Source organism: Serratia grimesii NBRC 13537 (assembly GCF_001590905.1).
GTDB lineage: Bacteria > Pseudomonadota > Gammaproteobacteria > Enterobacterales > Enterobacteriaceae > Serratia > Serratia grimesii.
In genome coordinates this window covers 66637-88090 of the sequence record NZ_BCTT01000008.1, presented here as the reverse complement: position 1 = coordinate 88090, position 21454 = coordinate 66637, and the positions used below count along the sequence as shown (strand labels likewise).

The following is a 21454-nucleotide window of genomic DNA, read 5'->3' as shown; positions in this document are numbered from 1 at the left end:
GTGATTGTATGGCTTACCAACTGAACCTGAACTGGCCCGAGTTTTTAGAGAAATACTGGCAGAAAAAACCTGTGGTTTTGAAAAATGCCTTCCCGAACTTTGTTGACCCTATCACGCCAGATGAACTGGCAGGGTTAGCGATGGAGCCGGAAGTTGACAGCCGTCTGGTCAGCCAGACAGGGGGGCAATGGCAGGCCAGCCACGGTCCGTTTGAAGATTTCGATGATCTTGGCGAAACAGATTGGTCCTTGCTGGCGCAAGCTGTTAACCATTGGCATGCGCCCTCAGCCGAGCTGGTGCGCCCGTTTCGTGTCTTGCCGGACTGGCGTCTGGATGACCTGATGATTTCCTTCTCGGTACCGGGTGGGGGTGTGGGGCCACACATCGACAATTACGATGTGTTCATCATTCAGGGAATGGGCAGCCGTCGCTGGCGAGTAGGTGATGCCTTACCGATGCGTCAGTTCTGCCCGCATCCGGCACTGCTGCACGTTGATCCGTTCGAGCCGATCATTGATGAAGATTTGGAGCCGGGCGACATCCTGTACATCCCGCCAGGTTTCCCACATGACGGTTTCACCCACGAAACTGCGCTTAACTATTCAGTAGGTTTCCGTGGGCCAAACGACCGCGACCTGATCAGCAGCTTTGCCGACTACGCGCTGGAAAATGATCTGGGCGGTGCGCACTACAGCGATCCTGATTTAACCGTGCGTGAACATCCAGGGCGGGTGGAAGAATATGAGCTTGAGCGTCTACGCTCAATGATGGTCGACATGATCAGCCAGCCGGAAGACTTTAAGCAATGGTTTGGTCGCTTTGCCACCACGCCGCGTCATGAGCTGGATATCGCTATGGCGGAGCCGCCCTATGAAGCACAAGAGGTGCTAAATGCGCTGATGGAGGGGGAAACCCTGACCCGTTTGAGTGGCTTGCGTGTGCTGCATATCGGCGATAGCTTCTTTATCAACAGTGAGCGCCTGGACACTGTGGATGTACATGCGGCCGATGCGCTGTGTCGTTATACCGAACTGGGCAAGCCGGAATTAGGCGATGCGTTGCAAAACCCGGCATTTGTGGATGAGCTGACGGAGCTGATGAATCAGGGCTACTGGTTCTTTAAAGAGTAGTCGCCGCTGCCTGCTTAACTGCCGGGTGGCACTATGCTTACCCGGCTTGCAGCACTAGACTCCAATTTCGTTGACTGCCTTTTACTGCACCAACTCCAGCCCGGCAACCCGCCGCCAGTAACCGTTGCAGTCGGCCTGATCGGTGAGCGTTAACGGCTGCGCACCATGTTCGTTAGCACGGAAGTGCTCGACCAGCGCCAGCGTCTCGGAACCCTGTGGCGAAAGACGCACAATGTCCACCAACCCTTGCATACCGGCCAGTTCGTTGCCCAGGTTGTAGCAGTAACCACTCATGGTCTGAATGCCATTGAGTACAAACACCTGCTGCTGTTCTTGCGAACGCATAACTCGCCCTTGTGGGTATTTGATGCAGCAGGTTTCGCATTCATCCTTGGCGCGATCTTCCGAGCGTGCGGTAAAGCAGCGTGCAGAATAGGCCAGTGGCAGATGACCATAGCTCAGTACTTCAACCTCAAACTGCTGGCGAAAGCCCAGTTCATCGCACTGTTCCAGCAGCTTAGCCAGCCAGTCACGTGACAGTTCGACAGGCATACACCAGCGCATCATGCCCTGACGGTGCAGCAGGCGCAGAGTGTAGGCGTTGTAGCAGTTCAGCGCATGACCAGCGACGAACGGCAGGCCGCGCTCCGCCGCCATGTTCACGCTACCCAAATCGTTGGCTTCAATCAGGAATTCACCGTTCTCCACATAACGCTTCAGTTCATTTAGCTCAGACGGTGCCTGCAATAGCGCCAGAGTAGAGAGCACCACTTGTTTACCGCTGTGGGCGATCTCTTGTGCCAGCGCTAACCAGTCGCCTACTTTCATCTCGCGTCGTTTGGTACAGACACTTTCGCCGAGATAAATAATCTCGGCACTACTATTCACCGCTTGTCGGTAAAAATCTTCGACCTCGGTTTTCGGCCAGTAGTACAGCACCGGGCCTAATGCGTATTTCATGTTTCCTCCTGCTACTGCCATTTGCGGTGATAGGCGCCTAGCGTCGTTTGCGTACCTTCAGACATCGCTCCAAGGGCTTCCATCCAGCCAGCATCGGCCTGATAGGCAGCGGGATCGGCTTGACAGCGATCAATAGCCTGACGCCAAACGCGGGCGACCTGACTGACATAGGCCGGACTGCGTTGACGACCTTCAATCTTCACCGACGCGATATTGGCAGCCAGCAGTTCCGGCAGCAGTTCCAGCGTATTGAGGCTGGTGGGTTCTTCCAGCGCGTGGTAACGCACGTCATCGACCAAATAGCGCCCCTTGCACAGCGTTGGGTAGCCGGCATTCTCATCGTCGCGATAACGGTCGATCAGCACACCATTCAGGCGTGACTCCATGCCTTGAGGGGTTTGTTGCCAGCGTACATAGCGCGCCGGTGAACAGGCGCCGACGGTATTAGGCGACTCTCCTGTGAGATAAGAGGAGAGGTAGCAGCGTCCTTCGGCCATGATGCATAGACTGCCGAAGGCAAATACTTCCAGCGGTACTAGGCTGGTGCGTGCCAACTGTTTGACCTGATGCATCGATAACACGCGCGGCAGTACGACCCGGCCGACATCGAAATGGCGCTGATAAAAGCGGATTGCCTCTTCGTTGGTGGCAGAAGCTTGCACTGACACATGACGTTCCAACTGTGGGTAACGTTCGGCGGCATATTCCAGCATGGCCAAATCAGCCAAGATCAACACGTCAGCGCCCAACTGTGCTGCCATGTCTACTGCGCGCTGCCAGCGGGCATAACCGTCCGGGTGGGCGAAGGTATTGATGGCAATATGCAGCTTACGGTTGTGACGGTGCACGTAGTCAACCGCTTCCTGCAGCTTTTTCTCGGTAAAGTTGAGGCCGGCAAAGTGGCGCGCGTTGGTATCATCTTTCAGGCCGATATACACGGCGTCGGCGCCGTTATCTACCGCGGCCTTCAGGGCCGGCAGATTACCGGCGGGACAAAGCAGCTCCATAGATTTATCCTGACTCAGCCGCACACCCGTGGCGGGCGTAGGCTGTCACAATGGTTGCCGGTGTCCGTTTTCAACCGGCAAACGCTAATCGGGAGGCAATTTTAGTGAAAGCGCGATGAACAGGCTTTGATTTGGGGCAGCTTCTGGCGTATTGATAAAGCTGGCGGTGAAATGCACTATTTGTTGATATAGAGCGCTTCAGCCGCGCGTCATTGTGGCAAAATAGCACAAGTCTGTATTGAAAGGAGTGAACGACAGTGTTGGAACAATTACGAGCGCGCATTGTGCGCCAGGGGCCGTCGCTGCTGCGCGTACCGCTAAAATTCACGCCGTTTGTTTTACAGCGTCAACTTCTGGAACAGGTGTTGGGCTGGCAGTTCCGTCAGGCGTTAGCGGATGGCGATCTGGCGTTTCTCGAGTCGCGCTGGTTAAAGATCGAAGTTCGCGATCTGGCGCTACACTGGTTTATGACGGTAGAAAACGACAAACTGGTTGTCAGCCAACACGCCGAGGCTGATGTTAGCTTCAGCGGGGATGCCAACGATCTGATTCTGATCGCGGCGCGTAAGCAAGATCCGGATACGCTGTTCTTTCAGCGTCGGCTGCAGATTGAAGGGGATACCGAATTGGGCCTGTATGTAAAAAATCTGATGGACGCCATCGAACTGGAAGCCATGCCTATGCCATTGCGCGTGGGTCTGCTGCAACTGGCGGAATTTGTGGAAGCAGGACTGCAGGAGGGCACGGTGCAAACTTCCCGTGTGCCGGTAGCATGCTAATCCGCGTAGAAATTCCGGTAGATGCCGCGGGGATCGATGCTCTGCTGCGTCGCGCTTTCGGGCGTGATGACGAGGCCGATCTGGTGCAACAATTGCGCGAAGATGGCTTGCTGACGTTAGGCATCGTCGCCACCGACGATGAAGGCGGTGTCGTGGGTTATGCCGCGTTCAGCCCAGTGGATGTGGCCGGTGAAGATCGCCAATGGGTCGGTCTGGCTCCGCTGGCGGTAGATGAAAGTCTGCGTCGACAGGGGTTGGGCGAAAAGCTGATTTACGAAGGGCTGGATGCGCTTAACGAGTTTAGTTATGCCGCGGTAGTCGTACTGGGCGAACCGGCTTACTACGGGCGATTTGGCTTTAAGCCTGCCGCCGCCTACGGTCTGAAGTGTCGCTGGCAAGATACCGAGGCTGCGTTCCAGGTTTACCCACTGGCGGAAGATGCCTTGACCGACGTAAGCGGATTAGTTGAGTACTCAGAGCCGTTTAACCGGCTTTAGCGTTAACGTCCGGCAGTAAATAATCCAATGAAAGAGGCGGGTGGCTCACCAGCCTCTCTTTTTGCGTTTTGCTTAGTTGCTTGACCCGATATTCCAGTCTCAATGCTTTTGAGCGATCCCCCGCCTGACAGTGAAAAGCCAGCACCAGTTGGCCTTTACCCCGTAGCGCCTTGGCCCCTTTGCCCGCCTGATGCTGCGCCAGCCGCCGCGTTACGTCGGTAGTAATGCCGGTATACAGCATGCCGCTGGGCATACGCAACATATACAGGTGCCAGATACTGGTGTTGGTCATATAAGTTCCCGCAAAGAATTGAGCGTTACTATAGTCAACCCGGTCCCATCGCTGAACCCTTTTTTCTGGCCTAATTTAATTCATTGATTTTTAATGTCTTTAATCTGAGGGTGAAAAAAGCCTTTTTGACCAAATAGCGATGTTACTCTTCAACAATCAGCCAATTAGCGCTAATCTTCAACGGTTCACTGCCGTACAGGCAGCTTAGAAATGGCGGCAGCGGGGGCAATAGCGAACCTGGCGAGTTCACTGCCGTACAGGCAGCTTAGAAAATTCTGGCCCATACCCCCACTCAATAGGATCGGTTCACTGCCGTACAGGCAGCTTAGAAATACTTAACAGTTACGCCCGCTGGTATTTCTAAGTTCACTGCCGTACAGGCAGCTTAGAAATATTAATATGACGGCCTGATATGTAGCAGTAAGTTCACTGCCGTACAGGCAGCTTAGAAACGGAGTTATCAGCAGGTTTACATCTGCCCAAAGTTCACTGCCGTACAGGCAGCTTAGAAAGCACCGGCATAGCCAGCTTGGCGCGGAGTTCTGTTCACTGCCGTACAGGCAGCTTAGAAAGACAGGCTGCGCCTCACGGTTAGCCAGGATTTGTTCACTGCCGTACAGGCAGCTTAGAAAGGGCGCGCATCAAGGCCGCCAAGGCGCTGGATGTTCACTGCCGTACAGGCAGCTTAGAAATGCTGCAAGCGTCTGCCCTGGCCGTTGGCCTGGTTCACTGCCGTACAGGCAGCTACAGCGGTGCGGACATCCAACGCGTTGTGGGTCCCAAACAAACGGCCACGTAAACCATGAGAGCAATGAAGATGAAAGCGTGTACGGTGTGGGGAATATTAGTTTTCAACTTGAAAACAACCCCGTCAGGGGCTACAGTGTTTTCAAGATGAATACATAAGCGAGGGATTCGCGGTGCATGTGATCAGTAGACAGCCCTTTAATGAGGCTGCAGGGAAATACCCTAATAGCGCGTTGGCGCTTCTTGATCTGATGAGGGTTCTGGAAAAAAAGACCTTCAACAGCCCGGATGAGATGAAAAGAGCGATCCCGTCACTGGATAACTTCAAGTACCGTAAAAAGTGGTGGGTGATTGATGTGTCCGGGAACACGTTGCGGCTGATGGCCTTCATTGACTTTGAAAAGCAAAAGGTTTTTGTAAAGCACATTGAGACTCATGCCGAATACGACAAGTTAACAAAGTATTATAGGGAGCATAAAGAATGACTGTTGCCACTCATATCGACGCCGACAGTGCCGAAGGCATGATCGCGACATTTGCCAACGCGGTGAAATGCATTCCTCTGATGACGGGTAATAAAAGCGAGGCTGAATATAAAAAAGCTCTTGAGTTGATTGAATATCTTGTCGATCGTGACGAGCTGAACAACCCGCTTTTTGAACCGCTTGCGGCCAAAATTACAGAATATGAAAACAGCGTCCCGGAATTCGAGGCGTTTAACCGTCGCGTGGCGGAGATCCCTACTGGGATCGCCGCGTTGCGAACCCTGATGGATCAGAAGGGTTTAAAAGCCGCTGATCTGGAAGATGAGCTGGGATCTAAAAGCAATGTCAGCAACATTCTCAACGGTCGCCGCTCATTGACTGTACAGCACATCAAGGCGCTGGCGACGCGTTTTGATGTCCCTGCTGATTTGTTTATTTGATGGGGAGGGAGGGTTCCTGGTGACCTGCCTGTCCAAACCCTAATGATTGAAATCACGAGGCGGCGCCTGTGGCGCCGTTTCTGTTCCCATTCGTCCAGTCTGGAATTTCCTTTTTAGCTGCCCTGTTCCTTAGCGGGTATGTTGCCGAAATATCGTTCCTGAGTCTCAGTGCTAAGCTAATCAAGCACCAGGGTTACAGGCAGCATAATTCCCCATCAATAATGATATTTTGTCGGTTAGTAACGGTTTTTCCATGTTGGGTATGATAAAAGCGTAACTTGTTCAGTTATACCCGTCATCTTTCAAGCCGCAGCGTTGTTACCTGCACTCGCTCTCACCCCAGTAACTTACTCGAGTAAGCGCCTGGGGATGAGCGAGCTAGTCGCCTAGCTGCAACTTGAAAGCTATAGGGTATAGTCGGTGATGCATTCGCTCTATTGACCAATCTCGAATCATTTAAATTATGGATAATTCAAGACATGAATGACTCATTCTCGCCGTCCGATTTAAAAACAATCTTGCATTCCAAAAGAGCCAATCTTTATTACCTGCAATATTGCCGTGTTTTAGTTAATGGCGGACGAGTTGAGTATGTTACTGATGAAGGGAAACAGTCTCTTTATTGGAATATCCCCATTGCTAATACTTCTGTTGTCATGCTCGGAACTGGCACTTCAATTACGCAAGCCGCAATGCGCGAGTTTGCCAAAGCGGGTGTCTTGGTTGGCTTCTGTGGTGGTGCAGGTACACCTTTATATGCGGGCAATGAAGTGGAAGTCGCCGTTTCTTGGTTATGCTCACAAAGCGAATATCGGCCAACAGAATATTTGCAACATTGGGTGAGCTTCTGGTTTGACGATAACCAACGCTTAGCTGCGGCGATAGCTTTTCAACGTGTACGTATTGAGCAAATAAAAAAACACTGGTTAAACGCCAGAATGGAGCGGGAAACCGGTTTTGCCATAGACGAAAACCGTTTGCTGGCCTTGCTGGATAAATATGAAAATAATCTGACGGCATGCCGTAATAGTACCGACTTGCTCGCGCAAGAAGCGGTGATGACCAAAGCCTTATATAAGCTGGCTGCTACGGCGGTGGGATACGGTGACTTTACCCGTGCCAAACGCGGTGGTGGTGTAGATATTGCAAACCGTTTTTTGGATCACGGCAATTACCTGGCCTACGGTTTGGCTGCCGTGGCAACCTGGGTAATTAGGTTGCCACATGGGTTAGCGGTGTTACATGGTAAAACGCGTCGCGGTGGCCTGGTATTTGACGCCGCAGATCTGATCAAAGACGCGTTGGTATTACCGCAGGCGTTTATTGCCGCGATGCAGGGGGAAGAGGAGCAAGAGTTCCGCCAGCGCTGTATTAATGGATTTCAAAAGGCAGATGTTCTGGATGTCATGATTGAGGCACTGCAAACGACTGCCCAGCAGTTAAGCCAGGTGGGGCGGTGAATATTCTTTTGGTTGCTCAGTGTAATAAACGTGCCTTAACGGAAACTCGTCGAATATTAGATCAATTTGCCGAGCGCAAGGGCGAACGTACCTGGCAAACCGCCATCACCTACGAAGGTTTGAACACCTTGCGTAAACTGTTACGTAAAAGCGCCCGGCGTAATACGGCAGTGGCTTGCCACTGGATTAAAGGGGCTAATCAAACGGAATTACTCTGGATCGTCGGCAATCAACGTCGTTTTAATGCCGAAGGTGCGGCACCCACTAATACCACTGAACGTGATATTTTGAAAAGCCACAGTGAAAACCAATGGCATAATCTGGAAAGTATCAGCTTACTGGCGGCCATTGCGGGTTTATTCCATGACTTTGGCAAGGCCAACCAGTTATTCCAGAACGGTTTACGTGGTGTGGGGAAAAGCTTCCAGCCCTATCGCCATGAGTGGGTTTCATTGCGGTTGTTTTGTGCCTGGGTGGGTAAACGAAGCGACAAGGAGTGGCTCGCGGCCCTGGCAATGATTGAGGCGCACGATGAAGAACTGATGCTGGAAAGCCTGGTCAAAGATGCCATCGATGAGTTTATAAATCCTTTCATATCATTACCTCCGCTGGCAACGACCATTGCCTGGTTGATCGTTTCCCATCACCGTTTACCGGCTTACCCAACGCGTGTTGAAGGCAATCCACCCCAATTGTCGGCAATCGACACTTGGTTGACACAGCAATTAACCGCTGATTGGAACTCGACTAACCACCAGATTGAGGGCTGGACACCAGATGAACGCCGTGCGGTATGGGTTTTCCCTCAAGGCACCCCGATGCGCAGTATTATCTGGCGGGAAAAAGCGCATAAATTTGCTCAACGAGCGTTGCAACAATCTTCATTGATGGATTTTGGCGTGTTGGAGCAGCGCTTCACCTGCCATATGGCACGTCTGGTGCTGATGTTAGCGGACCATCACTACTCATCCTTACCACCAACGGTGGGTTGGCAAGATACCGGGTATCGGGTGTATGCCAATACTGACCGCCAAACCGGTGAATTGAAGCAGCAACTGGACGAGCACAATATCGGCGTAGGGCAAAATGCACTATTGCTGGGACGTAGCTTACCGCATATCCGAGCCACGCTGCCGGCTATTACGCGGCATAAAGGGTTTAAACAGCGCAGTAAAACCGAGAGGTTTCGTTGGCAGGATAAAGCCTACGATCTCACGTATTCAGTGCGTGAACGTTCGGTTAATCAGGGTTTCTTTGGCGTTAATATGGCCTCTACCGGCTGTGGCAAAACTTTTGCCAACGCCCGCATTATGTATGGCTTGGCCGATGAGAAGGCAGGTTGCCGTTTTTCTGTGGCATTAGGGCTACGAACCTTAACGCTGCAAACCGGCGATGCGCTGAAAGCCAAGCTTACTCTGGAAGAGGACGATCTGGCGGTGTTGGTTGGCTCTGCGGCGGTGCGGCAATTACATCAACTCAACAATGATAAATTGGAGCGGCGCGGCACCGGCAGCGCTTCGGCAGATGAGCTGTTCGCGGAGCATCATTATGTCAGTTACGGTGGCAGTCTGGATGATGGACGTTTAAGCCGTTGGCTACAAGATAGCGACAAATTGCACAAATTACTGAGTGCACCGGTATTGGTGACTACTATTGATCATCTGATTGGTGCGACGGAGGGTGTGCGCGGTGGTAAGCAAATAGCGCCGATGCTGCGTTTGTTGACCGCCGATTTAGTGCTGGATGAGCCAGATGATTTTGATATTGCCGATCTTCCCGCGCTATGCCGAGTGGTCAATTGGGCAGGAATGTTGGGTTCCCGCGTTTTACTTTCTTCTGCAACCCTACCGCCTGCGCTGGTTCAGGCTCTGTTCAATGCTTATAAATCCGGGCGAGCGGATTATCAACAAGGGTGTGGTCTGCCAGGCACACAATTGAATGTTTGTTGTGCCTGGTTTGATGAGCATGATGCCGTGCAGCATGATATTCAGGATGCCAAAGGCTTTAAGGCGGCGCATGAGGCCTTTGTTGGCAGGCGGGTGGGTAAATTGCAGAATGTGCCAGTACTGCGTCGCGCACAGTTGGTAGCGGTTCAACCAACTGGCCTGCGTGAAAGCGCGGTATTGGATAGCGTCTCGGAAACGCTATTCGCGTCGATGCAACAATTACACTCACTTCATCATCAAAAGCACCCAACGGGTAAAACCGTCTCGTTGGGGTTGATCCGTATGGCCAATATCAATCCGCTAGTGGCAGTAGCACAGCGATTATTCAATACGGCAGCGCCTGACAATACCTGCATCCATTATTGCGTTTACCACAGCCAGCACCCGTTGGCGATGCGTTCGTATATAGAACAGCGGTTGGACGAAACTTTGACGCGTTATTCTGAAGCCGCACTGTGGCAAATGGCGGAGATTGATCGCGCATTGACGGATTATCCGCAGCAGCACCATCTGTTTGTGGTGCTGGCCACCTCGGTTGCGGAGGTGGGGCGCGATCATGATTACGATTGGGCGATTGCCGAACCGAGCTCAATGCGCTCGCTGATCCAATTGGCAGGGCGTATTCAACGCCATCGGCAGCAACCCTGCGAGTATCCGAATCTGCATATTTTGCAAAAGAACGTTAAGGCGCTGAAAGGCAACCAGCCGGCTTATTGTCGGCCGGGGTTTGAGTCAACGTTCTATCAGATCCAGCTACAGAGTCATGATCTGACGGAAATATTACCGCCTGAACAATATAAAGTGATCAGTGCGATTCCGCGCGTTCAGGAGGCATTGGTACTAAAGCAGCACCATAATCTGGTCGATCTTGAACATGCCTGTCTGCGAACGGTTTTACAGGGGCGAAAGCAGCTTGATAAATACTACGCCGCGCTTTGGTGGCGCAAACAGGCAACCTGGTGCGGTGAACAACAGCGTTTGACGCCATTTCGCCAGTCTACCGAGGAGGAACCACACTACCTGTGGATAGCGGACGAAGGGGATGCGCCGTGTTTTAAATTTCCGGATGTTGTCCCTGGCCAATGGAAAACCAGCGATAACTTCCGTCAGGTTGAAGTGACCTTTGCTGAAGGCGTAGGCGCCTGGCTCACCGCAGACTATGGCGCCATTTACCAAGGATTGGCCGAAAAGCTGGATATGGAACTGACAGAGGTTAGCCAGAAATTTGGCGAAATTAATCTGAGGAAAGATAAGGCCGATCAATGGCATTTCCACCCGCTGTTAGGGGTGTTTGGCGCACTCGAATGAGTGCGCCGCTGCCTGTACGGCAGTTGACTCTTACATCTATAGAACATATTTCTAAGCTGCTTGTTCAGCAGTGTGATGATGGTAAACGCCTCAAAAAGCAAATGCTAGAATTTCCTTTTCCATCCGTATTATTTATAGAACATAGGATAATTTTGGCGTAGGCTATCTCCTATCGAACATGCGGAGGTGTCAAAATGAAACAAGGATGGACGGATAAAATTGGCAGAGTCGTTCAACTGCTGACTGTATGTATTGTTTGTATAAACCCGCTGATTCAGAGCGATGGAAACAAGTCAGACTCGCTCGGTAAGTCGAAGGTGATATCAATCCTGACTATCAATATCAACAAATGACCGCAGCTGCTGGCTCTCTTGTCGAGCCAGGGAGGCAAGGAGTGTTTATGGCCGATAATGGATTAACCGCGTTGATCGTAGAATATATCGCCAGTCGCAAGCAGCCCAAGCTGGAAGCGCTGGAAAAGGATCTTGCGAAGAAGCTGGCGGGGCTGACTGAGGCTGAAGAGATCGCGGTTGCTAGGCAAAGCGCCTTGGAACAGCGGCAAGAATTAGAGAGAAATTATACTCCACGCCATTGGCTGACTGACGCCGCCAGCCGTGCAGGGCAAATCAGTCTTGTCACTCACGCCCTAAAATTTACCCACAGCGATGCCAAAGGCAGCAGTATTTTTGCTGCGGATAGCGAGTCACATGCTACAGACCGACTTTCGAGCGCAAGCTTATCCCAACCGGCTATCGACGCCGTGGGCAATGCCGCAGCGCTGGATGTGGCGAAGTTGCTGCAATTGGAATATGAAGGCGAATCGCTGATTGCGTGTTTAAGCCGTGGCGATAGCACTCCGCTAGCGGCGTTAGCCGAAAACCCAGAGCAACTGGAACTGTGGATGGCGGGTTTCAAACAGGTGTTAGTGAATAAAAACCTTTCTTCCCATACTCTGGCTAAACAGCTTTATTTCCCGGTTGGGCCGAACGAATACCATCTGCTTAGCCCGCTATTCTCCTCCTCGTTAGCACAGGCGGTGCACCAGCGCATCAGCGATGTGCGCTTTAGCGATACTGCCAAAGAGTGTTATCAGGCCCTAAAAGCCGGTGAGTGGTACCCAGAACCTCGGGTGATCTACCCCAAAACCGCAGTGCTAAATATGGGGGGCACCAAGCCACAGAATATTTCCTATCTCAACAGCGTACGCGGTGGCCGCGTCTGGTTGCTGCCGTGTTCTGCGCCAGTGTGGTTAACCGTCAGCAAGCTGCCGTTAAACCAACAGTCTATTTTTCAGGAGCGGAAAGAGTTCTCCGCGTTGGCGAGGGATGCGGTATGGCAACTAAAACAGCACCTGCGCGATGCTAACAAGGTTCCAGGGAATAACGTAGAGATCCGTCAGCAGCGTAGCGCCTACGTCGATGAGGTTATCGATATTCTGTTTAGTTATGTGGCCGGCATTCAAAATCGGCAAGAATGGCAATGCTGGAGCCAGCGTGAGGCGTGCCAACTTTCCCGCGCACAACAGCTTTGGCTTGATCCCTGGCGGATGAAGCAGGATGAGGACTTCCGCTTTGAACGTGAAGGCGGTGGCTGGAAAAAGGAAATCGCTCTGGATTTCGGCGTTTGGCTCAATCACCAGCTAAAAAGCGAAGAGATGAAATTCAGTGAAGTTGAACGGCGCGAATGGTCGACTGCCCCCTTGTTTAAACGTCGCCTGCGTGAATTTGAAGCAGAGTTTAAGGGAGATTTTTCATGGGAGCTTTGATCGTACTGCGTCACGTACGGGTTGAGAACGCCAATGCCATCGCTGGCCTAACCTATGGTTTCCCGGCAATCACCCATTTTCTCGGTTATACCCATGCGCTATCCCGCAAGTTGCAGCAGAGCCACGGTTTGACCCTGACTGGCTGCGGCGTCATTTGTCATCAGTATCAGCTGCATGCTCATTCCTCCGGGCGTGATTATGCTTTTGCGTTAACACGTAATCCCTTGACCAAAGAGGCTAAAACGGCGGCGTTCAATGAAGAAGGCCGGATGCACATGACAGTATCCTTGCTGCTCGAGTGTCATGGAGCCATCGCTAATGGCGATGAGGGCGCCAGAGCTCTGGAAAAATATCTCGCCGATCTGTGCCCAGCTCAGCGTTTGGCTGGTGGTGTGATTACCGACATCGGTACGATCAAAGTTATGGGCACCCCTGAAAAGCCAGCGGACTTGCGCAGGCTGATGCATCGTTTACTGCCCGGGTTTGCTCTGCTCGATCGTAGCGAGCTGTTGGCCAACCATTATCAAACGCTGCAAGAGAGCAACCCGCAGGCCGAACTGTTGGACGCCTGGCTGGATTTTGCCGCAGTAAAATATCAACCCGCCAGCGAACAAGATCCCCAATGGCGTTACGTGCCGAAACCGGCTTCGGGTTATTTGGTACCAATGCAAACCGGCTATCGGGGGATCTCTTCACTATATGCACCGGGTGAGGTAGCAAAAACGCGCGATCCTTCAACACCTTTCCGTTTCGCCGAGCCGGTTTACGGCATTGGCGAGTGGCGCAGCTTGCACCGTATTACCGAACTGAATCAGTTGTTATGGCAATACCATCATCAAGGCGATGACTACCTATGTCGCAGTGCCGTACCTGCCGTGATGGAAACCTACGAATTTAACGATGAAGAATAATTTAAAGGATTAATAACTATGGCTACTGTAAAGACCGCTTCTGTATTGGCATTTGAGCGTAAATTGGCAAACTCGGACGCCATCATGTACGCCGGTAATTGGCAACAACCTGAATGGACACCGATTGCCATTCAAGAAAAAGCGGTGCGTGGCACCATTTCTAACCGTTTAAAAAATGCTGTCGCTAGCGATCCTGCTAAATTGGACGCCGAAATTCAAAAGCCTAATTTGCAGCGGGTGGACGTAGCGGCATTGCCGTTTGACGCCGATACCTTGAAAGTGAGTTTTACCCTGCGTGTACTGGGTAATCTGGCACAGCCATCGGTATGTAACGATCAGGATTACCAGGCTGAATTAGCGCGAGTGATCCAGGGGTATATCAAGGAGCAGGGGTTCAAAGAACTGGCCGGGCGCTATGCTGAAAACCTGGCGAACGGACGTTTCTTGTGGCGCAATCGCGTTGGCGCTGACGAAATTACTATTACCGTTAAAGGCAAAGAGAAGACCTGGCAATTTAACGCTACTGATTACAATTTGCGTGAGTTTAGCCAACCGAATAAGGCACTGGCTGAACTGGCCAAGGAAATTGAGCAGGGCTTGTCTGGGGAGAGTTTCTCTTTCTTCAGCGTCGATGCTGAAGTGCGTTTGGGCAAAGGACAGGAAATTTTCCCTTCGCAAGAATTGGTATTGGACAGTAATAGCAAGAAAAGCAAAGTGTTATATCAGGTCGATGATATTGCCGCCATGCACTCACAGAAAATTGGTAACGCGCTGCGTACCATCGATAGCTGGTATCCCGAAGCTGAAACGTTGGGATTGGGGCCGATCGCGGTGGAACCTTATGGTTCGGTGACTAGCCGTGGGCAAGCCTATCGTCAGCCAAAACAGAAAATGGATTTCTACACTTTGCTGGATAATTGGGTCACTAAAGGCAAAGTCCCCGATGTGGCGCAACAGCACTATGTGATGGCGATTTTAATCCGTGGTGGCGTGTTTGGCGAGAAGGGTGAATAAGGGGGCTAACATGGATCATTATCAGGATATTCGTGTATTGCCCGATCCTGAGTTCAGCGAACCCATGTTGATGGCTGCGCTATTCGCCAAGCTGCATCGGGCGTTAGCTTCCTATGCTCAAGGGAATATCGGCGTCAGCTTCCCAGACATGCAGCGTACGCCGGGTGCTGTTTTACGGCTGCACGGTAGCGGTAAGGCGCTGATGGAACTTCAGGAAAGCGGTTGGCTGAAAGGGTTGCGCGACTATACCGGCGTAGACCCCATTCAGACTGTGCCAGCGGGCGCTCAATACCGAACGGTCAGCCGGGTTCAGGTCAAGAGCAGTGCAGAGCGCCTGCGAAGGAGGTCGGTCAATAAAGGTTGGTTAACTGAGGAACAGGCCAGAGAAAAGATCCCGATGACCAGTGAACAACGCTCTTCACTTGCGTTTATTGCGTTGAAAAGCCTCTCTTCGGGGCAAAGTTTTCGCCTGTTTCTAAAGCAGGGAGCATTGCGGAAAACGCCGGTGGAAGGAAAGTTTAGTTTCTATGGCTTAAGCCCATCAGCCACGGTGCCATGGTTCTGACCCTATATTTTGTGGCAGGGATAACTTATTGATTTTATTATCTCTGCCCCATGCCTGGAAAATTTGGGTTAAAGCATGAAATAACCAATATTTTATTTAATAGTCAGTTTGTTACTGGTTATTTCGTACAGTTCACTGCCGTACAGGCAGCTTAGAAAAATCTGGCCACTCTTCCAGGGGCTGGACAATTGTTCACTGCCGTACAGGCAGCTTAGAAATAACATTACGTTACCAAGGGTCTGAGCAGTAGGTTCACTGCCGTACAGGCAGCTTAGAAATGGATGCGTACCGTACTGGCGTCGTGCTGTTCGTTCACTGCCGTACAGGCAGCTTAGAAATCGGCCAGATACGGTGGTATAGAAGCCGACAGGTTCACTGCCGTACAGGCAGCTTAGAAATGGCCCCAATACTGACACTGACAAGCCCAATGGTTCACTGCCGTACAGGCAGCTTAGAAAGTGACCCGTCACGATGGGAAGCAGAGCACGGCGTTCACTGCCGTACAGGCAGCTTAGAAACGTATGGCCGTCGGTGACGGTAACGGCACGTTGTTCACTGCCGTACAGGCAGCTTAGAAAAGTGCGCGATTGTTCGGGATCATACGCACAGCGTTCACTGCCGTACAGGCAGCTTAGAAATTCCGCGCGCCCGCGTGTACTGACATCACAGCGTTCACTGCCGTACAGGCAGCTTAGAAACAAAACGCGGTAACTGTAGCCGCGTCGCAAATGTTCACTGCCGTACAGGCAGCTTAGAAACAAATTGTTGGCGCTTGATATCGACAGCATTGGTTCACTGCCGTACAGGCAGCTTAGAAACACGTTGATGATGATCTTTGTGATGCCCTGTTGTTCACTGCCGTACAGGCAGCTTAGAAAAGTGCAACCGCTACGCGATGCCACAGAGTCACGTTCACTGCCGTACAGGCAGCTTAGAAATCACAGTAACCATGCGTATCATGAATGGGGTGGTTCACTGCCGTACAGGCAGCTTAGAAAAGACATCAAAAAAATCTGCTGGGTACCAACCAGTTCACTGCCGTACAGGCAGCTTAGAAAAATCAGTGCGGTAATTGGATTGCGGCATAACAGTTCACTGCCGTACAGGCAGCTTAGAAATTAGCCAAAGTCGGGCAGTTATGCGGCTTGATGTTCACTGCCGTACAGGCAGCTTAGAAATGATGATTTCGCCTGGCACCCAGTAAGTAAATGTTCACTGCCGCACCGGCAGCATAGGGAAGCCTTTCTGGACAAGGATATACAGCAACGTTGGTGGCCAGGGACGGATTATGATGGCATGTTCCCCGTCGTAATCCTATCCCCGACCACCCATGGCTTATTACCGCTAGCCTTTTTTCCCTGCCATTTCAAAACGAGGTGAAACCAGACCGTACAACGTCCAACCGAGGAAGGTGGCAATTGCGCCCCACATCATGGCTTCTTCGCCGGAGCTGTAGAGTGCATAGAAGCTGTAGAGTGCCCCAATACCGGCGATGATATTGGCAATCCGCGCTTTGTTCTCCGGTACTTTTGCCACCTTCTGAATGATGATCAGCGCTGCCATCGACAAGATGTAAGGGATGATATTGGTCACCACAGCCAGATTCACCAACACGTTGAACTGCTTATTCAGCGACGGGCTGATGGTCATCAGAGACAGCACGCTCTGGATCACCACGATGGTCAACATACCTTTAACCGGAGCATCGGCCTTGCTGAGTTTGGAGAAAATTTTCGGGAAGAAACCGCTGTCGGCAGAGGATTTGAACACCTGCGCAATGGTGAACTGCCAGCCCAGTAGTGAGCCGACGCAGGACATGATCATCAGTGCCATGATGATCTTACCGACTGTCGGGTTGAACATGTGTGAAAACGCTAGCCCGAAAGGCGCGGTCGAGTTAGCCAGGTCCATATTGGGTACGATACCTGCAATGACGTTGGTTGAAACGATGTAGATAACCGCAGCACTGAGAGTACCGCCGAGTACGGCGATCGGAACATTACGTTCAGGGTTTTCCACGACGTCAGTATTGGCACAGGCGGATTCAAGACCCAGGAAGGCCCACAGTGTCATGGAGATAGAAGCCCCAATGGCTTCAAACGTTGGCACCGAATGCGGATTCCAGGCGGCGATATAGGCGCTGCCACTGAACCAGTGCCAGCCGATGATCGAGATTCCCACCACCGGGATAATAACGCCCCAGACCGTGATACCGCTGATCCTGCCGGTAATGCGTGCACCACCGAAGTTAGCGACCGTGGCCAGCCACAGCACACCAATGGTGGCGATACAGATCCCTAATGGGCTTAGATTGGCGCCAAACAGTTCAGTGCCGTAGCCGACGGCGGAAATAGCGATGGCGATATTGGCAATCAGCAACGATACACCGTAGGTGTAGTTCGCCATGAAATTCCCTGATTTACCGAAGGCGTATTCGGCATACCCGCCCATGCCGCCGGATTTTCGGCTGAACATGCCGCATTTGGCAAAAGCATAAGCGAGCGCCATTGAACCTATGGCAGTGACCAACCAGGATACGATGGAAATTGTGCCTACTTCGGCCAGTTTGGTTGGCAGCATAATTATGCCAGAACCCATCATGTTCACTGCGGTTAGGATCGTTAACTGAACGACCCCCATTTTATTATTAGACTTACTCATGATCATTCTCTCTTTTATAATGCGATCTGGGCGGTGAAGGGTATTCACCGCCTTGTAATGTGTTTAATTTTTCATTACATAACCGTACGCGCGGTTCCAGCCATCTTCATCTTTCTGGATATACACGCCTTGTAATTCCGGTGCGAAACCAGGCAATAAATTGATGCCTTCTTCCAATGCCAGGAAATAACGCTGTGCAGCGCCACCCCAAATTTCACCAGGTACTACACACAAAACACCTGGGGGATAAGGCAAAGCACCTTCAGCGGCAATTCTGCCTTCGGCTTTCGCCAATGAGACCAATTCCACATTGCCGCGAACAAACTCGGTGTTTGCATCTTGTGGATTCATGGTTACGCGAGGGAAATAACTTTTCCTGAACATTTCTTTTTGCAGTTCTTTAACGTCATAGCTTACGTAGAGGTCATGCATTTCTTGGCAGAGTTGGCGAAGGGTATAGTTTTCATAACGCTGCTGATTGTTTTTATAAACCGCAGGCAAGACTTCGCTAATTAAAGAGTCTTGTTCGATATGTTTTTCAAAACGAGCAATAAGCGCCACCAAATGCTGCATTTTGGCGATGTCTTCGGCCGGTGTGAGCAAGAACAAAATAGAATTGAGGTCGCATTTCTCCGGCACGATGCCGTTTTCGCGCAGATAGTTGGCCAGGATAGTCGCCGGAATACCGAAATCGCTGTAGTTGCCACTTGCCGTATCAATACCCGGCGTGGTGAGTAGTAACTTGCATGGATCGACAAAATACTGTGACTCTGCATAGCCTTCAAAGGCGTGCCATTTCTCGCCGGGAATAAAGTTGAAGAAACGCAAATCGTTGGCCATTGCTTCGGTGTCATAAGATTGCCAGGCTTTGCCGTCGATCTGGTCCGGTACGAAAGGTTTGATTAAGCTACAGGTGTCCAGCAGCATTTTGCGCGCTTCAATGCCTACGCGAACGCACTCTTTCCACAGACGTTGACCACTCTTACCTTCATGCATTTTGGCATTGACGTCCAGTGCGGCAAACAGTGGGTAGAATGGGCTGGTGGAAGCATGCAGCATAAAGGCATTGTTAAAGCGTTTGTGGTTGCAGTAACGATCTTGCCCCTTGATATGCTTGTCTTTCTTGTGAATTTGCGAGGTTTGTGAGAACCCGGCCTGCTGCTTATGGACAGACTGAGTCACAATGATCCCAGGATCGTTTTCATTGAGTTCAAGCAGCAAAGGCGAGCAGTCTTTCATCATCGGAATGAATTGCTCATAGCCGACCCAGGCCGAATCGAACAGGATGTAATCGCACAGATGGCCAATTTTATCGACTACCTGACGGGCGTTATAAATGGTGCCGTCATAGGTGCCCAACTGAATGATCGCCAAACGGAAAGGTCTGGCTTCATTGGCGCGTTCAGGGGCGACTTCGCGGATCTGCTGGCGCAAATAGCGCTCTTCAAAGCAATGGGCGTCGATTCCGCCGATGAACCCGAACGGATTGCGGGCGGTTTCCAGATATACCGGCGTCGCGCCTGCCTGAATCAGCGCACCATGATGGTTGGATTTATGGTTATTACGGTCAAATAGCACCAAATCACCGCGTGTCAGCAGGGCATTGGTCGCTACTTTGTTTGAGGCAGATGTACCGTTGAGAACAAAATAGGTTTTATCAGCGTTAAACACTTTAGCGGCATGCTGTTGTGCTGCGCAGGGAGCGCCTTCATGAATCAATAAATCCCCCAATTTCACGTCTGCGTTGCACATATCAGAACGGAAAAGGGTCTCGCCGAAGAAGTCAAAGAACTGGCGTCCTGCCGGATGTTTACGGAAGAATTCGCCCCCCTGATGCCCTGGGCAAGCAAAGGTCGCGTTACCCATCTCGACATATTGCGTGAGCGTATTAAAGAATGGTGGCAGCAACTCACTTTCATATTTTACCGCTGCGGCTTCCAGCTGTTTGCCATAGAACTGGGTATTTTTGCCACAGAGTTCAAATACACCATGCAGGGCTGGGAGTATGGCGTTGTCCAACTCTTCTTCGCAGCAAACTGCGACAAACAGAGGAATATTCAAGCCGATCTCTTCGAGGTGTGCCACCATACCCTGAGTGACGTCTTCTACCGACAGCACGATGGCAGCAATATCATTGAAGTCACTCTGATGGACATCGACAATTTCACGAGAGGTTTCAAAACAGCCTACTGTTTTGATATTGGCGGCAATTTTCAATTTATTCATTTTTATCATTCTTCAGACAAAGGTATTCCAGCAACAAGATTAATGATCTTATTGTGATTACCTTATATAAAATAAAAGTGTGAGAAGAACATGACAGTGCTTAATAGCACAGCCTGAGTTCTCTCTATTGTATTTTCTGATGCTGCGTTTACGCGATACAGCTATTCACTTGCACGATTTACTGAAAAATTGATGTGCATATCCGTCCTGATTTCTCAGGATAAATAATGTAGACGTAATAGTGATCGGCTGCTTTGGGTAAAGCGAGAGGGGGTGTTATCTGAAGTTAAAGAAGGCAAAGCTAAAGCAGCTGCGATGAGCCATCATCATAATATGCGTAGTGCGCCTAATATGTGCCATTTTTCGGTTGTTATTTTCCATTTCTAATCCACCTTGCTGAGTGAAAAGATGGCGCTATTTTAACGCCCTTCAGACTAAAATGTGTGACGTTAGTCACGTAAATATGGCAATTGATAAATAATTATTCACTTGTTATTCAGTGATGTGCATAAACAGTGAGTGATGCCATTTTTTGCATGTAAATAGATTGATAAAAAAAAAGGATTTTTTGCATCATGTCTTGCCGGTGATAGAGAGTGGACAAAAAAATTGCGTCTAAACTGGCTGTATAATGCACATATGAAGATGCTTTGTTTTTTTAATGTTATAAATACACTCACGATGTTTTGGAATATTAATTCATGTTTAGTGTTTTTATATTCGTTTTTAATTTTTGCTGGCATTATCGTTATTTGTGACCCTCCTCAACAACGCAAGGTAAGATGAGGAGAGATGAAAGGGAGAATTGACGTTGAAAACGACTGAAGAGCAACAACAGATCGTACATTTCCTCAGTAAGCAGCATGTGCTAACGCTTTGCGCCGGTAATGGTATGGACATGTGGTGCGCCAACTGTTTTTACGTGCTTGATGCCGAGAATATGGCGCTGTGGCTGATGACGGAAACGCACACTCGTCATGGCGAGTTGATGCTGCAAAATAGCCGAGTGGTCGGCACTATCGCACCAAAGCCGAAGACTATCGCGTTGATCCGCGGCGTACAGTATCGCGCTGAAGCGGTGATGCTGAGCGGCGATGAAGAAATGCGGGCACGTGCGCGTTACTGCAAGCGTTTTCCAATAGCCAAGATGATGAAAGCGCCGATTTGGCGGCTGGCTCTACAAGAAGTGAAAATGACCGACAACACCCTCGGCTTCGGCAAGAAACTGCATTGGGCGCGGATCTGACGTAATAAACTATAC

At 50.8% G+C, this 21454-nt stretch carries 18 protein-coding genes and 2 CRISPR repeat arrays; of the genes, 12 read left to right on the top strand and 6 right to left on the bottom strand.

The window, feature by feature from the left end:
• Positions 1–8: 8 nt before the first annotated feature.
• The gene (locus SGR01S_RS11190) at positions 9–1130 is read left to right on the top strand and encodes a ribosomal protein uL16 3-hydroxylase (RefSeq protein ID WP_061807491.1); all 1122 of its coding nucleotides are present in this window, start codon (positions 9–11) and stop codon (positions 1128–1130) included.
• Positions 1131–1211: 81 nt separating this feature from the next.
• Here the strand turns inward: SGR01S_RS11190 and SGR01S_RS11185 are convergent, their stop codons facing one another.
• Positions 1212–2090: a U32 family peptidase gene (locus SGR01S_RS11185; protein ID WP_061807490.1), complete on the bottom strand. Its 879-nt coding sequence runs from the start codon at positions 2088–2090 to the stop codon at positions 1212–1214.
• An 11-nt stretch (positions 2091–2101) separates the two neighbouring features.
• Complete coding sequence (gene ubiU, locus SGR01S_RS11180) at positions 2102–3097, bottom strand: ubiquinone anaerobic biosynthesis protein UbiU (RefSeq protein WP_061807489.1); 996 nt, start codon at positions 3095–3097, stop codon at positions 2102–2104.
• Between the two features lie 257 nt (positions 3098–3354).
• On the opposite strand from ubiU, the gene ubiT reads away from it, so the two are divergent.
• Entirely contained in the window at positions 3355–3876 is a 522-nt protein-coding gene (ubiT, locus tag SGR01S_RS11175) for a ubiquinone anaerobic biosynthesis accessory factor UbiT (protein WP_037423121.1), read from the top strand.
• Entirely contained in the window at positions 3870–4373 is a 504-nt protein-coding gene (locus SGR01S_RS11170) for a GNAT family N-acetyltransferase (RefSeq protein WP_061807488.1), read from the top strand. The genes ubiT and SGR01S_RS11170 overlap by 7 nt, the downstream gene beginning before the upstream one ends.
• Here SGR01S_RS11170 and SGR01S_RS11165 read toward each other — a convergent pair.
• Positions 4360–4665 (bottom strand): GIY-YIG nuclease family protein, encoded by a 306-nt coding sequence (locus SGR01S_RS11165; RefSeq protein WP_147284268.1) that lies wholly within the window; start codon positions 4663–4665, stop codon positions 4360–4362. The genes SGR01S_RS11170 and SGR01S_RS11165 overlap by 14 nt on opposite strands.
• Before the next feature lie 183 nt (positions 4666–4848).
• Positions 4849–5357: a CRISPR direct-repeat array (repeat unit 28 nt; unit sequence GTTCACTGCCGTACAGGCAGCTTAGAAA).
• Between the two features lie 228 nt (positions 5358–5585).
• On the opposite strand from SGR01S_RS11165, the gene SGR01S_RS11160 reads away from it, so the two are divergent.
• The 8 genes from SGR01S_RS11160 to cas6f all read left to right on the top strand — a co-directional run bounded on the left by SGR01S_RS11160 (position 5586) and on the right by cas6f (position 15306).
• A complete protein-coding gene (locus SGR01S_RS11160; protein ID WP_061807487.1) occupies positions 5586–5897 on the top strand; it encodes a type II toxin-antitoxin system HigB family toxin in 312 nt (103 codons plus the stop codon).
• A complete protein-coding gene (locus SGR01S_RS11155; RefSeq protein WP_061807486.1) occupies positions 5894–6337 on the top strand; it encodes a helix-turn-helix domain-containing protein in 444 nt (147 codons plus the stop codon). The genes SGR01S_RS11160 and SGR01S_RS11155 overlap by 4 nt, the downstream gene beginning before the upstream one ends.
• Positions 6338–6816: 479 nt before the next feature.
• Entirely contained in the window at positions 6817–7797 is a 981-nt protein-coding gene (gene cas1f / locus SGR01S_RS11150) for a type I-F CRISPR-associated endonuclease Cas1f (RefSeq protein ID WP_061807485.1), read from the top strand.
• Positions 7794–11051 (top strand): type I-F CRISPR-associated helicase Cas3f, encoded by a 3258-nt coding sequence (gene cas3f / locus SGR01S_RS11145; RefSeq protein ID WP_061807484.1) that lies wholly within the window; start codon positions 7794–7796, stop codon positions 11049–11051. Before cas1f ends, cas3f begins: the two co-directional genes overlap by 4 nt.
• Before the next feature lie 400 nt (positions 11052–11451).
• Positions 11452–12816, top strand: coding sequence for a type I-F CRISPR-associated protein Csy1 (gene csy1, locus SGR01S_RS11140; protein ID WP_061807483.1), 1365 nt, complete (start codon positions 11452–11454; stop codon positions 12814–12816).
• Positions 12804–13727: a type I-F CRISPR-associated protein Csy2 gene (csy2, locus tag SGR01S_RS11135; protein ID WP_061807482.1), complete on the top strand. Its 924-nt coding sequence runs from the start codon at positions 12804–12806 to the stop codon at positions 13725–13727. The genes csy1 and csy2 overlap by 13 nt, the downstream gene beginning before the upstream one ends.
• Before the next feature lie 12 nt (positions 13728–13739).
• Positions 13740–14741 carry a type I-F CRISPR-associated protein Csy3 gene (csy3, locus tag SGR01S_RS11130; RefSeq protein ID WP_115185130.1) on the top strand — a complete coding sequence of 334 codons (1002 nt, stop codon included), beginning with the start codon at positions 13740–13742 and terminating at the stop codon, positions 14739–14741.
• A gap of 10 nt (positions 14742–14751) precedes the next feature.
• Positions 14752–15306 carry a type I-F CRISPR-associated endoribonuclease Cas6/Csy4 gene (gene cas6f, locus SGR01S_RS11125; RefSeq protein ID WP_061807480.1) on the top strand — a complete coding sequence of 185 codons (555 nt, stop codon included), beginning with the start codon at positions 14752–14754 and terminating at the stop codon, positions 15304–15306.
• Between the two features lie 130 nt (positions 15307–15436).
• A CRISPR array of direct repeats spans positions 15437–16544; the repeat unit is 28 nt; unit sequence GTTCACTGCCGTACAGGCAGCTTAGAAA.
• Positions 16545–16650: 106 nt separating this feature from the next.
• Here the strand turns inward: cas6f and potE are convergent.
• From potE to speFL, 3 genes are all read right to left on the bottom strand, one after another.
• On the bottom strand, positions 16651–17967 hold the full coding sequence (gene potE / locus SGR01S_RS11120) for a putrescine-ornithine antiporter (protein WP_082797620.1): 1317 nt from the start codon (positions 17965–17967) through the stop codon (positions 16651–16653).
• Positions 17968–18030: 63 nt separating this feature from the next.
• On the bottom strand, positions 18031–20193 hold the full coding sequence (speF, locus tag SGR01S_RS11115; protein WP_061807479.1) for an ornithine decarboxylase SpeF: 2163 nt from the start codon (positions 20191–20193) through the stop codon (positions 18031–18033).
• A gap of 276 nt (positions 20194–20469) precedes the next feature.
• Positions 20470–20574: a leader peptide SpeFL gene (gene speFL / locus SGR01S_RS24185; protein ID WP_112363015.1), complete on the bottom strand. Its 105-nt coding sequence runs from the start codon at positions 20572–20574 to the stop codon at positions 20470–20472.
• A 430-nt stretch (positions 20575–21004) separates the two neighbouring features.
• Here speFL and SGR01S_RS11110 point away from each other — a divergent pair, with 430 nt between their 5' ends.
• Positions 21005–21439, top strand: a complete 435-nt coding sequence (locus SGR01S_RS11110; protein WP_061807478.1) for a YhbP family protein — start codon at positions 21005–21007, stop codon at positions 21437–21439.
• The last annotated feature ends 15 nt before the right edge of the window (positions 21440–21454 follow it).